Here is a 12,530-nt window from a genome sequence, read left to right on the forward strand (position 1 = left end):
AAATGCCTAGGGGCCGATCCGAACGACTGGGATGTCAGCACGTGCGTTTCCTCAATGACGTCAAGCCGCCCTACGACCTGACGTACGACGATGTGTTCATGGTGCCGAGCCGCTCGGCCGTCGGCTCCCGCCAGGCCGTGGACCTCACCTCGCCCGACGGCACCGGGACGACCATCCCGCTCGTCGTGGCCAACATGACCGCCATCGCGGGCCGCCGGATGGCCGAGACCGTCGCCCGTCGCGGCGGCCTGGTCGTCATCCCGCAGGACATCCCGATCGAGGTCGTCACCGACGTGATCTCGTGGGTGAAGAGCCGCCACCACGTCCTCGACACCCCGATCGTCCTGGAGCCGCACCAGACCGTCGCCGACGCGCTCGCCCTGCTGCCCAAGCGCTCCCACGACGCCGGCGTCGTCGTCGACGAGGACCGGCGCCCGGTGGGCGTCGTCACCGACGCCGACCTCTCCGGCGTGGACCGCTTCACCCAGCTCTCCGAGGTCATGTCCAAGGACCTGCTCCTCCTGGACGCGGACATCGACCCGCGCGAGGCCTTCAACACCCTCGACGCCGCCAACCGCCGCTACGCCCCCGCCGTCGACGCGGAGGGCAGGCTGGCCGGCATCCTGACCCGCAAGGGCGCCCTGCGCGCGACCCTCTACACCCCTGCCGTCGACAAGAACGGCCGGCTGCGCGTCGCCGCCGCCGTCGGCATCAACGGCGACGTGGCGGGCAAGGCCAAGCTGCTGCTCGACGCGGGCGTCGACACGCTCGTCATCGACACCGCGCACGGCCACCAGGAGTCGATGATCTCCGCCGTCCGGACCGTCCGGGCGCTCGACCCGCAGGTCCCGATCGTCGCGGGCAACATCGTGGCCGCCGAGGGCGTCAAGGACCTTATCGAGGCGGGCGCCGACATCATCAAGGTCGGCGTCGGCCCCGGCGCCATGTGCACCACCCGCATGATGACCGGCGTCGGCCGCCCGCAGTTCTCGGCCGTCCTGGAGTGCGCCGCCGAGGCGAAGAAGTACGGCAAGCACGTCTGGGCCGACGGTGGCGTCCGGCACCCGCGCGACGTCGCCATGGCGCTCGCCGCCGGCGCCTCCAACGTCATGATCGGCTCCTGGTTCGCCGGCACCTACGAGTCGCCGGGCGACCTCCACCAGGACGCCAAGGGGCGCTTCTACAAGGAGTCCTTCGGCATGGCCTCGGCCCGCGCCGTCAAGAACCGGACCTCCGACGAGTCCTCCTACGACCGCGCCCGCAAGGCGCTGTTCGAGGAGGGCATCTCCACCTCCCGCATGTTCCTCGACCCGCAGCGTCCGGGCGTCGAGGACCTGATCGACTCGATCATCGCGGGCGTCCGCTCCTCCTGCACCTACGCCGGTGCCGGCTCGCTCGCCGAGTTCGAGGAGAAGGCCGTGGTCGGCATCCAGTCCGCCGCCGGCTACGCCGAGGGCAAGCCGCTGCACGCCAGCTGGAGCTAGTCCCGCACGTACGAAGGCCGTGGGCCCCCGGGAAGCCGTTCCCGGGGGCCCACGGCCGTGTCGACGCGTTCCGGTGCCGTCACCCTTTCCCTGTGCCCCGGGCCCGTCAGCGGCCCGTCAGCGGCCCGTCAGCGGCCCGTCATCGGGCCGGCGCCGAGGACGGCGCGCCCGGGACGCCCGGGACCCCGCTCAGCGCCTCCGCCACCGCCGCCGCGATCCGGGCGTGTCCCCGGTCGTTCGGGTGCAGTCCGTCCGCCAGGTGCTCCGGGCCGAGCAGCGGGCCGCCGGGGAGGACGAGCAGGTGCCCGTCGCCCTCGGCCGCCAGGTCCCGGCCCGCCCGCTCCATGGCCCGGCGCAGCTCCGTGAGGGTCGCCCCGAGGGCGTTGCGGGTGTGCTCGGCCTCCGGGCGCAGGACGGGCGAGACGATCAGCAGCGGGGTCTCGGGGTGGCCCTTGCGGACGAGCCCGACGAAGGCCCGCACGGTCTCGTACAGCCAGTCCGCCGTCGCGGGCGCCTTGGACCAGCAGTTGGTGCCGAAGGCCAGGGTGATCAGCTCGCCCGGGAGCCGCGCCAGGTGCTCGGCGAGGGGCAGTTCGCCGCGCGCCGCGCCCGCGTACCCCAGGTTGACCGGGTCGAGGCCCAGGAGGCGGCCCGCCGTGGCCGGCCAGGAGCGGGCCGGGCGGGTCGACCACCACCCCTCGGTGATGGAGTCGCCGTGCACGAGCCAGCGGGGCCGGGCCGGGGCGGGGGAGAGGGCGCCGCCGACGGCCCGCAGGGCGAGCGGCACGGGCGCCTGGCCCTCCGGCAGGTAGACGCTGAAGACGCCGCCGCCCGGGGGCAGCGGGAGCTTCACGACGGTCTCGGCGGCCGGGGCGACACAGGTCTCCCCGACGAACCGCGCCCCGCTCCAGAGGGCGAAGCAGTGGCGCAGGTCGCGCAGCGGATCGTCCGTGTCCGGGACGGCCGCCCGGTAGCGCAGCTCCACCGCGCGCGTGCCGGGCGCGGCCGTGAACTCGATCCGCACCCCGATGGGCAGCTCGGCCCGCGCCGCCACGTCCCACGGCAGCCGCGCCAGATCGTCCGGGTCGGCCCGCACGGGCCGCTTCCCGTCCAGCCAGGCCGTGCCGCGCAGGAACGGTTCCGGGTCGAGCCAGTCCACCGGGGCCTCCGATCGTCGGGCCGCCGGGCCCCGCGGAGCGGGTCGTCCGGCACGAAGAGCCCATGCGTGCGTGGAACGCTGCATGCCCCCGATGTACTGATTCATGCGGGGGAGCGCAATGTTTCCCCCGTTCGTGCCGCAAGTGCGCAATGATCATCCGGCATTGCGCAACAACCCTGCATTACGAGTGCGAACTCTGGCCCTTAGGCTCGTGCCTCGTACCAGGAGTGGCGGCGACCGCCTGCTCGGCGGTTCCGTCCCCCGTGGGTCTGCTCCGGCATGCCCGCGCACCGCCGCGGTCCCCGCTCCGCCCCCACAGGCAGCGATAAGGAGCCTCCGCAGTGCTGGACCACGGCGTAGCCCCACCGGTCGACGACACGACCGCCCCCAAGCCCTCCGCTCTTCGTGCCCTCACCCGGCGCAAGCCGGTGGAAGCCCTGGTCGCGGAGGGTGGACAGGGTGAGGGCGGCAGCCTCCGCCGCTCGCTTTCGATGTGGCAGCTGACCATGATCAGCATCGGGGCCACGCTCGGCACGGGCATCTTCGTCGTCCTCGGCGACGCCGTGCCCAAGGCCGGCCCCGCCGTCACCCTCGCCTTCGTCATCGCCGGCCTCACGGCGCTCTTCTCGGCCCTCTCGTACGCCGAGCTGGCCGGTTCCATACCGGTGGCCGGATCCTCGTACTCGTACGCGTACGCAACGATGGGCGAACTCGTCGCCTGGGTCTGCGGCTGGTGCCTGGTCCTGGAGTACGGCGTCTCGGTCGCCGCCGTGGCCGTCGGATGGGGCGAGTACCTCAACGAGCTGCTCGACGGGACCATCGGGGTCACCCTCCCCGCGGCGGTCTCCTCCGCGCCCGGCGAAGGCGGCTTCATCAACCTGCCCGGTCTGATCGTCGTCCTGCTCGCGATGGTCTTCCTGCTCGGCGGCGCCCGCGAGTCCGCCGTCGTCAACACGATCATGGTGTTCGTGAAGATCGCCGCGCTCGTGCTCTTCTGCGCCATCGGCTTCATGGGCTTCAAGTCCGGCAACTACGCCGACTTCATGCCCCTCGGCATGGCCGGGGTCAGCGCCGCCGGAGCCAGCCTCTTCTTCTCGTACATCGGCTTCGACGCCGCCTCCACCGCCGGCGAGGAGGCGAAGGACCCCAAGCGCGACCTGCCGCGCGCGATCATGCTGTCGCTGCTCATCGTCACCGTGCTCTACGTCCTGGTCGCCGCCGTCGCCGTCGGCGCGTGGAACTGGAAGGACTTCGAGGGCTCCGAGGCCTCGCTCGCCGCGATCATGAACGACGTCAGCGGTCAGAAGTTCTGGGGCACCCTGCTCGCCGCCGGCGCCGTCATCTCGATCGCCAGCGTCGTGCTCACCGTCCTCTACGGCCAGACCCGGGTGCTCTTCGCGATGTCCCGCGACGGACTCGTGCCCAAGGTCTTCGGCAAGGTCAACGGCAAGACCGGCACCCCGCGCGTGAACACGGTCATCGTGTCCCTCTTCTGCGGCGCCCTCGCCTCCGTCATCCCGCTCGGCAAGCTCGTCGACGCCACCAGCATCGGCACCCTCTTCGCCTTCGCCCTGGTCAACGTCGCGGTGATCGTGCTGCGGAAGACCCGCCCGACCCTGGACCGCACCTTCCGCGTCCCGCTCGGCTGGACCTTCCCGATCCTCGGCTTCCTGTTCTGCGTCTACAACATGTTCAGCCTGGACGCGATCACCTGGATCGTCTTCGGTTGCTGGATGGCCGCCGGGCTCGTGTTCTACTTCCTGTACGGCATGCGCCGCTCCCGTCTGGCCACCGCGGTGCCCTCAGCAGAGAAGTGATCCACCCGTAGTGCGACTCAACGACCTCGACGAACGCATCGTCCACGCCCTCGCGGAGGACGCCCGCCGCTCGTACGCCGACATCGGCTCGCTCGTCGGCCTCTCCGCGCCCGCCGTGAAGCGGCGCGTGGACCGGCTCCGGGCCGAGGGCGCCATCACCGGCTTCACCGTACGGGTGGACCCGGCGGCGCTCGGCTGGGAGACCGAGGGCTTCGTCGAGATCTACTGTCGCCACAACACCTCGCCGGACGACATCCGGCGGGGTCTGGAGCGGTACCCCGAGGTGGTGTCCGCGTCGACCGTCACCGGCGACGCGGACGCCGTCGTCCAGGTCTTCGCCTCGGACATGCGCCACTTCGAGCGCGTCCTGGAGCGCATCGCGGGCGAGCCCTTCGTGGAGCGCACCAAGTCCGTCCTGGTGCTCTCGCCGCTGCTGCGGCGCTTCTCCTCCGGCTCGCCCGCCTAGGACCCACCCCCTCGCCGCGGCACGGGTCCCGTTTCCGCCGCGCGACGGGGGAGTCGTACGGCCCCGCAGGGCCCGTACGCAACGAATCGCCGCCGGCAGCGGGGATCGCGCAACGGTTCGACGGTCGGTCCGCAACGCTCCCGCCTTGTCCCGGCCGAGTCCGGAACCGTACCGTTTTTGACGTCTTCCCCCTGTACTCCGGACCCCGAGGATCGCCATGCCCGCGCTGCGCACCGCCCTGCTCCAGAGCTCCGGCGAGCTCGGTGACGTGGCCGCCAACCTCAAGATCCTCGACGAGGCCGCCGCCCGGGCCGCCGCCGCCGGAGCGGGCCTGCTGCTCGCCCCCGAGCTGTTCCTCACCGGCTACGCCATCGGCGCCGACATGGCCCGCCTGGCCGAACCGGCCGACGGCCCCTCCGCCCGCGCCGTCGCGGCCGTCGCCGTGCGCCACGGCCTGGCCGTCGGCTACGGCTACCCGGAGCGCAACACCGAGGAGCACGGCGTCCTCCACAACTCCGTGCGGCTCGTCGGCGCCGACGGCGTCCCGCTCGCGAACTACCGCAAGACCCACCTCTACGGCGCCTTCGAGAACCAGTGGTTCACGCCCGGCGACGACGGCGTCGTCCAGGCCGAGGTCGGCGGGCTCACCGTCGGCCTGATGATCTGCTACGACGTCGAGTTCCCCGAGAACGTACGGGCGCAGGCCCTGGCCGGCACGGACCTCCTCCTCGTGCCGACCGCGCTCATGCACCCCGCCGAGGTCGTCGCCGAGTCCGTCGTCCCCGTGCGCGCCTTCGAGAACCAGCTCTACATCGCGTACGCCAACCGGACCGGCCCCGAGGGCGACTTCGAGTTCGTCGGCCTCTCCGCCCTCGCCGCCCCCGACGGCACCGCCCGCGCCCGCGCCGGACGCGGCGAGGACCTCGTCGTCGGCGACGTCGACCCCGCCTTCCTGGCGGCCTCCCGCGAGCTGAACCCCTACCTCCGCGACCGGCGCCCGGACCTCTACGGCCCCCTGGTCTGAGCCCCCTCCGCCCCCCCGCCTCACCCTTCTTTTCCGCGCAAGGAGTCCGTACCCCATGACGTCCACGGTGCCCAACGCCGTCCAGCACACCGACGCGCAGCCGCCGATCACCATGTTCGGTCCGGACTTCCCGTACGCCTACGACGACTTCCTGGCCCACCCGGCCGGGCTCGGCCAGATACCGGCGACCGAGCACGGCACCGAGGTCGCGGTCATCGGCGGCGGCCTGTCCGGGATCATCGCCGCGTACGAGCTGATGAAGATGGGCCTCAAGCCCGTCGTCTACGAGGCCGACAAGATCGGCGGCCGGCTGCGGACCGTCGGCTTCGAGGGCTGCGACGACTCGCTGACCGCCGAGATGGGCGCCATGCGCTTCCCGCCCTCCTCGACCGCGCTCCAGCACTACATCGACCTGGTCGGCCTGGAGACCGTTCCCTTCCCGAACCCGCTCTCCGAGGCCACCCCGTCGACCGTGGTCGACCTCAAGGGCGAGTCGCACTACGCGGAGACCATCGACGACCTGCCGCAGGTCTACCGCGACGTCGCCACCGCCTGGGGCAAGTGCCTCGAAGAGGGCGCCGACTTCTCCGACATGAACACCGCCATGCGCGAGCGCGACGTCCCGCGCATCCGCGAGATCTGGGCGCAGCTCGTCGAGAAGCTCGACAACCAGACCTTCTACGGCTTCCTCTGCGAGTCCGAGTCCTTCAAGTCCTTCCGGCACCGCGAGATCTTCGGCCAGGTCGGCTTCGGCACCGGCGGCTGGGACACCGACTTCCCCAACTCCATCCTGGAGATCCTCCGCGTCGTCTACACCGAGGCCGACGACCACCACCGCGGCATTGTCGGCGGCTCGCAGCAGCTGCCGCTGCGCCTCTGGGAGCGCGAGCCGGAGAAGATCGTCCACTGGGCGCAGGGCACCTCGCTCGGCTCCCTGCACGGCGGCGACCCGAAGCCGGCCGTGACCCGCCTGAACCGGACCGCCGGCAACCGGATCACGGTCACCGACGCCTCCGGCGACATCCGCACCTACCGGGCGGCGGTCTTCACCGCCCAGTCCTGGATGCTGCTGTCCAAGATCGCCTGCGACGACTCGCTCTTCCCGATCGACCACTGGACGGCGATCGAGCGCACCCACTACATGGAGTCCTCGAAGCTGTTCGTCCCCGTCGACCGGCCGTTCTGGCTGGACAAGGACGAGGAGACCGGGCGGGACGTCATGTCGATGACGCTCACCGACCGGATGACCCGCGGCACGTACCTCCTGGACGACGGCCCGGACAAGCCGGCCACCATCTGCCTCTCGTACACCTGGTGCGACGACAGCCTGAAGTGGCTGCCGCTGTCCGCGAACGAGCGGATGGAGGTCATGCTGAAGTCGCTCGGCGAGATCTACCCGAAGGTCGACATCCGGAAGCACATCATCGGCAACCCGGTGACGGTCTCCTGGGAGAACGAGCCCTACTTCATGGGCGCCTTCAAGGCGAACCTGCCGGGCCACTACCGCTACCAGCGGCGCCTGTTCACGCACTTCATGCAGGACCGGCTGCCCGAGGACAAGCGGGGCATCTTCCTGGCCGGCGACGACATCTCCTGGACGGCCGGCTGGGCCGAGGGCGCGGTGCAGACGGCGCTCAACGCGGTCTGGGGCGTGATGCACCACCTCGGCGGCTCCACCGACGGCACCAACCCGGGTCCGGGCGACGTCTACGACGAGATCGCCCCGGTCGAGCTGCCGGAGGACTGAGCCGTACGGTTCAGGGCCTGGCCAGGGGCGTGAGCAGCATCCTCCCCACCAGGCCCACCGACCGGTCCAGGCGCTCGGTGAACTCCCCGGCCAGCTCGGGAAGCCCGCGCAGCTGCCAGAGCGAGCGCGCCGCCAGCCAGGCCCCGTCCCTGGCCCGGTCCAGGCTCCAGCAGCCGAGCAGATGGGTGAGCGGGTCCGCGAGCTCCAGGAGGTCCGGGCCCGGCATCAGCTCCTCCCGGATGCGCTCCTCCAGGAGGACGAGGACGTCCCCGACCCGGTCGAACTCGTCCTCCAGGTCGGCGGGCGCGCACTCCAGGTCCCGGCAGGCGTCCACGACGGCGAGCGCCAGGTCGTGGCCGATGTGGGCGTTGATCCCGGCGAGCGCGAACTGGAGCGGGCGCACGCCGGGGTGGCGCCGGTAGTGGAAGAGGGGCCGCCAGCAGGCGGGCGCCGGGCCGCCGCGGGCGAGGGAGTCGACCGCCGCGAAGTACCGCTCGGCGAACCGCACGTCGAGCGTGGCGGCGGCCCGCCGGTCCTCGAAGGCGCCCGCCGCGAGGGCGTGGCCGATCTCCTCGGTGACGGTCAGGTAGACCCGGTTGAAGACGGCGACCCCGTCGGCCGGGTGCCAGGCCGAGCGGAGCGCCCGCATCCGGTCCACCACCGGGTCGACCGCCAGGAAGGGTCCGAGTTGCTGCCCGAGCTGCTGGGTCTGCGCCATGGGGGCAGGCTCCCAGCCGCCGGGCCCGCGGGGGAGCCTTCCGGGCCCGGCTTCCCCAGAACGGGCGAATCCCTCAGCTCTTCGCCCCGCCGTCCGTCCCGCTCTCGTACGAGCTGGTGCCGGAGTCCAGGAGCGGCTCCTGCTCCTTGAGGTGGGCCGGGGCGAAGGCCCGCAGCACGTGGTAGCCGGTGATGACGACGATCGTGCCGAGCGCGATGCCGCCCAGTTCGAAGGTGTCGGTGAAGGTCAGCTTCACGCCGCCGACGCCGATGATGATGCCGGCGGCGGCCGGGACCAGGTTGAGCGGGTTGCGCAGGTCGACCCCGGCGTTGATCCAGATCTGGGCGCCGAGCAGGCCGATCATGCCGTACAGGATGACGGTGATGCCGCCGAGGACGCCGCCGGGGATGGCGGCGACGACCGCGCCGAACTTCGGGCAGAGGCCGAAGAGCAGCGCGAAGCCGGCCGCGGCCCAGTAGGCGGCGGTCGAGTAGACGCGGGTGGCGGCCATGACGCCGATGTTCTCGGAGTACGTGGTGTTCGGCGGGCCGCCCACGGCGGTCGACAGCATCGAGGCGGCGCCGTCGGCGGCGATCGCGGTGCCGAGCTTGTCGTCGAGGTCGTCCCCGGTCATCTCGCCGACGGCCTTCACGTGCCCGGCGTTCTCGGCGATCAGGGCGATGACCACGGGCAGCGCGACCAGGATCGCGGACCACTCGAAGGCGGGGCCGTGGAAGGAGGGCAGGCCGATCCAGTCGGCCTTCGAGACGCCGGAGAGGTCGAGCCGCCAGTGGTCGGTGACCTGGCCGGACGGCGACATCGAGTGGATCTTGCCGAGGACCAGGTCGAGCACCCAGGACAGGGCGTAGCCGAAGACCAGGCCGAGGAAGATCGCGATCCGGGACCAGAAACCGCGCAGGCAGACCACGGCCAGACCGGTGAACAGCATCACCAGGAGCGCCGTCCACTGGTCCTGCGGCCAGTAGGTGGCCGCCGTGACCGGGGCCAGGTTGAAGCCGATCAGCATGACGACGGCGCCGGTGACGATCGGGGGCATCGCCGCGTGGATGATCCGCGCGCCGAACTTCCGGACCGCGAGGCCCGCCAGGAAGAGCACGGCGCCCACGACGAGGACCGCGCCGGTCACGGTGGCGCTGGTGCCGCCGGAGGCCCGGATGGCGGCGGCGACGCCGACGAAGGAGAGCGAGCAGCCCAGGTAGGACGGGACCGTGCCGCGGGTCGCCAGGAGGAAGATCGCGGTCGCGACGCCGGACATCATGATCGCGAGGTTCGGGTCCAGACCCATGAGCACCGGCGCGACGAAGGACGCTCCGAACATCGCGACCACGTGCTGGGCGCCGAGCCCGACGGTCCGGGGCCAGGAGAGCCGCTCGTCCGGGCGGACGACGGCCCCCGGAGCGGGTGTTCTCCCGTCCCCGTGCAGGGTCCAGCGCACGCCGAGGTTCATGAGGTCGCTCCCGTTCTCCGGTTCCGGCGGTCGCGTCGTGACCGCAAAAGATCAGCCACATGGTATGCGCGACCACCGGCCGGGGACGCCCGGGAGGACGGCGCCCCGGCCGGTGGCCGCCGTCACGCGGCCGGGCCCCCGCTCTTCGCGGGGACGCCGCCGGCCGGGGGCGCCGCCGGGTCCTTCCTGTCGGCGCTCCGGAGCACGCCCGCGCCCACCACCAGACCGAACGCCAGCAGCGTGACCAGGGCGAAGGAGAAGACGAGCGAGGTCGCGTCGGCGATGCCGCCGATCGCGGAGGGCGCGATGAGACCCGAGGTGTACGTGATGGTGGCGACGCCCGCGATGGCCTGGCTGGGGTTCGGGCCGCTGCGCCCGGCCGCCGCGAAGGCCAGCGGGACGACGACCGCGACCCCGAGCCCGATCAGACCGAATCCGGCCAGGGCGACGGCGACGTGCGGGGCCAGGACGACCATGAGCCCGCCGAGGGTGGCGACCACGCCCCCGACCCGTACCGTACGGACCGCGCCGAAGCGGTCCACCACCCGGTCGCCGACCAGCCGTGCCACGGCCATCATCAGGGCGAAGGCGGTGGTCGAGGCGGCCGCGAGGCCGGCCGAGGTGCCCAGCTCGTCCCGGAAGTAGACGGCCGACCAGTCGAGGCTGGCGCCCTCCGCGAACACCCCGCAGAAGCCGATGGCGCCGATGACGAGCGCGGACTTCGGCGGCAGCGAGAAGCGCGGCGGCGCCTCCTCCTCCGGGGTGCTGCGCACGTCGAGGACGCCCTGGCAGAAGACCAGGCCGAGCGCGGTGAGGACGAGGGCCGCGATCAGGTGGTGGATCCGGGCGTCGCCGCCGAGGTGGGCCGCGACCGTGCCGGCGGCGGAGCCGATCAGGGCGCCCACGCTCCACATGCCGTGCAGACTGGACATGATGGAGCGGCCGAGCCGGTTCTCGGTCTCGACGCCCAACGCGTTCATCGCCACGTCGGACATGCCGGCGGTCGCGCCGTACACGAAGAGCGCCCCGCACAGGCCCCAGACGTTCGGGGCGAGCGAGGGCAGGATCAGGGAGAGCGTCCACAGGACGAGCAGGCCGCGCAGCGCGGTGCGGGCGCCGAAGCGGTGGGAGATCGCCCCGGCGAGCGGCATCGCGAGCGAGGCGCCGAGCGCGGGGAAGGCGAGCGCGAGCCCGAGCTGCCCGGCGCTCACGTCCGCGTGCTCCTGGATCCAGGGGATGCGGGTGGCGAAGCTGCCGGTGACCGCGCCGTGGACGCAGAAGACGGCGGCGACGGCGAAGCGCGCCCGCCGCAGGCGTTCGGTGCTGGTGACGGTCTCCGCCGCCATGGGCCCTCCCGGTGTCGTGGTGCACGGCCGTCGTGTTCGTGCCGCTGTCGTGGTGTGCCGCGTAAACTATCAGGAACCCTGCCTGATAAATAGTCCGCAAGAAGGACCCCCGTCCCGGGACCGTCTGAGAGGATCGCCGCATGGCCGCATCCCCGAGCACCGCACGGGCCATCAACGACCGGCTCGCCCTGCGACTGCTCCAGGACGAGGGCCCGTTGACGGCCGCTCAGCTCAAGACGCTCACCGGACTCTCCCGTCCGACCGTCGCCGACCTCGTCGAGCGGCTCCGGAGCTCCGGGCTCGTCCACGTCGTCGGCGAGGCCGGGGCCGAGCGCCGGGGCCCCAACGCCAAGCTGTACGGGATCGTCGCGGGCCGCGCCCACCTCGCCGCCCTCGACGTGCGCACCCGCTCGGTCTCCGTCACCGTCGCCGACCTGCTGGGCGCCACGCTCGCCGAGGCCTCCGTGCCCGTCGTCGACGACGACGGCACGGGCCCGGCCGTGGAGAAGGCCGTCGCCCTCCTGGAGCGGACCGCGAAGGAGGCCGGCGTCGACGCGCCGCACAGCGTCGCGGTCGGCGCCCCCGGGCTCATCGAGCCGGTCACCGGCGAGCTCCGCGACTCCACGGGGCTGCCCGCCTGGCACCGGCGGCTCGTCGCCGTCCTCCAGGAACGGCTCCCCGCGCGCGTGCTCGTCGAGAACGAGACCAACCTCGCCGCCCTCGCGGAGCTGCGCGAGGGCGCGGCCCGCGACCGCGAGGACTTCGTCCTGCTCTGGCTCGGCCAGGGCGTGGGCGCCGCCGTCGTCCTCGACGGGCGGCTGCGCCGGGGCGCCTCGGGCGGTGCGGGCGAGATCGGCTTCCTGCCGGTGCCCGGCACCACCGGGCTCCCCTCGGCCACCGGCTGCGACGGCGGCTTCCACGAACTGGCCTGCACCGCGGCCGTCGAGGCGCTCGCCCGGGAGCACGGCCTGGCCCCGGAGGCCGCGCTCGCCTCCGGCCACGAGCCCTTCCTGGACGCCGTCGCCCGCCGGCTCGCCGTCGGCGCGGCGGCCGTGGTCTCGGTCCTCGACCCCGGCTGCGTGGTCCTCGGCGGCGAGACCGGCCACAGCGGCGGCGCGGACCTGGCGGCCCGGGTGGAGGCGGAGCTCGCCGTCCTCTCGCCGCTGCGCACCGAGGTCCGGGCCACCGCCCTGGGCGACGCGGCCGTGCTGCGCGGCGCCCTCCTGACGGCCCGGGACGCGGCCCAGGAGGACCTGTTCCCGTAGGGGCACCGGAAACACCGGAAACACCGGACAAGGCAC

Annotated in this window: 10 protein-coding genes; 6 read left to right on the forward strand and 4 right to left on the reverse strand. The window is 72.7% G+C overall.

The window, feature by feature from the left end; translation table 11 throughout:
- Positions 1-41 precede the first annotated feature (41 nt).
- Positions 42-1,484 (forward strand): GuaB1 family IMP dehydrogenase-related protein, encoded by a 1,443-nt coding sequence (locus ADL08_RS16925; protein WP_053643740.1) that lies wholly within the window; start codon positions 42-44, stop codon positions 1,482-1,484.
- Between the two features lie 139 nt (positions 1,485-1,623).
- Here the strand turns inward: ADL08_RS16925 and ADL08_RS16930 are convergent, their stop codons facing one another.
- Positions 1,624-2,643, reverse strand: coding sequence for a GDSL-type esterase/lipase family protein (locus tag ADL08_RS16930; protein WP_053643742.1), 1,020 nt, complete (start codon positions 2,641-2,643; stop codon positions 1,624-1,626).
- Between the two features lie 341 nt (positions 2,644-2,984).
- Here ADL08_RS16930 and ADL08_RS16935 point away from each other — a divergent pair, with 341 nt between their 5' ends.
- From ADL08_RS16935 to ADL08_RS16950, 4 genes are all read left to right on the forward strand, one after another.
- The gene (locus ADL08_RS16935) at positions 2,985-4,460 is read left to right on the forward strand and encodes an amino acid permease (RefSeq protein ID WP_053643744.1); all 1,476 of its coding nucleotides are present in this window, start codon (positions 2,985-2,987) and stop codon (positions 4,458-4,460) included.
- A 10-nt stretch (positions 4,461-4,470) separates the two neighbouring features.
- Positions 4,471-4,926 (forward strand): Lrp/AsnC family transcriptional regulator, encoded by a 456-nt coding sequence (locus tag ADL08_RS16940; RefSeq protein WP_015032260.1) that lies wholly within the window; start codon positions 4,471-4,473, stop codon positions 4,924-4,926.
- A 217-nt stretch (positions 4,927-5,143) separates the two neighbouring features.
- Positions 5,144-5,950 carry a carbon-nitrogen hydrolase family protein gene (locus ADL08_RS16945; RefSeq protein ID WP_053643746.1) on the forward strand — a complete coding sequence of 269 codons (807 nt, stop codon included), beginning with the start codon at positions 5,144-5,146 and terminating at the stop codon, positions 5,948-5,950.
- 55 nt (positions 5,951-6,005) lie between these two features.
- Positions 6,006-7,697, forward strand: coding sequence for a flavin monoamine oxidase family protein (locus ADL08_RS16950; protein WP_053643749.1), 1,692 nt, complete (start codon positions 6,006-6,008; stop codon positions 7,695-7,697).
- 10 nt (positions 7,698-7,707) lie between these two features.
- Here ADL08_RS16950 and ADL08_RS16955 read toward each other — a convergent pair whose 3' ends face one another.
- From ADL08_RS16955 to ADL08_RS16965, 3 genes are all read right to left on the reverse strand, one after another.
- Entirely contained in the window at positions 7,708-8,415 is a 708-nt protein-coding gene (locus tag ADL08_RS16955; protein ID WP_053643751.1) for a DUF5995 family protein, read from the reverse strand.
- Positions 8,416-8,488: 73 nt separating this feature from the next.
- Positions 8,489-9,883: a uracil-xanthine permease family protein gene (locus ADL08_RS16960; protein ID WP_053643753.1), complete on the reverse strand. Its 1,395-nt coding sequence runs from the start codon at positions 9,881-9,883 to the stop codon at positions 8,489-8,491.
- 122 nt (positions 9,884-10,005) lie between these two features.
- Positions 10,006-11,229 carry an MFS transporter gene (locus tag ADL08_RS16965; protein WP_053643755.1) on the reverse strand — a complete coding sequence of 408 codons (1,224 nt, stop codon included), beginning with the start codon at positions 11,227-11,229 and terminating at the stop codon, positions 10,006-10,008.
- 140 nt (positions 11,230-11,369) lie between these two features.
- Between ADL08_RS16965 and ADL08_RS16970 the strand changes: the two genes are divergently transcribed.
- Positions 11,370-12,494, forward strand: a complete 1,125-nt coding sequence (locus ADL08_RS16970) for an ROK family transcriptional regulator (protein ID WP_053643757.1) — start codon at positions 11,370-11,372, stop codon at positions 12,492-12,494.
- The last annotated feature ends 36 nt before the right edge of the window (positions 12,495-12,530 follow it).

The organism is Streptomyces sp. NRRL F-6492 (genome assembly GCF_001280125.1).
Taxonomy (GTDB): domain Bacteria; phylum Actinomycetota; class Actinomycetes; order Streptomycetales; family Streptomycetaceae; genus Streptomyces.

What these genes read in the sequence shown, in the direction of transcription:
- ADL08_RS16945 (WP_053643746.1), top strand. Translation starts at nt 5,144, where the DNA reads ATGCCCGCGCTGCGCACCGCCCTGCTCCAGAGCTCCGGCGAGCTCGGT.
- ADL08_RS16950 (WP_053643749.1), top strand. Translation starts at nt 6,006, where the DNA reads ATGACGTCCACGGTGCCCAACGCCGTCCAGCACACCGACGCGCAGCCG.
- ADL08_RS16955 (WP_053643751.1), bottom strand. Translation starts at nt 8,415, where the DNA reads ATGGCGCAGACCCAGCAGCTCGGGCAGCAACTCGGACCCTTCCTGGCG.
- ADL08_RS16960 (WP_053643753.1), bottom strand. Translation starts at nt 9,883, where the DNA reads ATGAACCTCGGCGTGCGCTGGACCCTGCACGGGGACGGGAGAACACCC.
- ADL08_RS16965 (WP_053643755.1), bottom strand. Translation starts at nt 11,229, where the DNA reads ATGGCGGCGGAGACCGTCACCAGCACCGAACGCCTGCGGCGGGCGCGC.
- ADL08_RS16970 (WP_053643757.1), top strand. Translation starts at nt 11,370, where the DNA reads ATGGCCGCATCCCCGAGCACCGCACGGGCCATCAACGACCGGCTCGCC.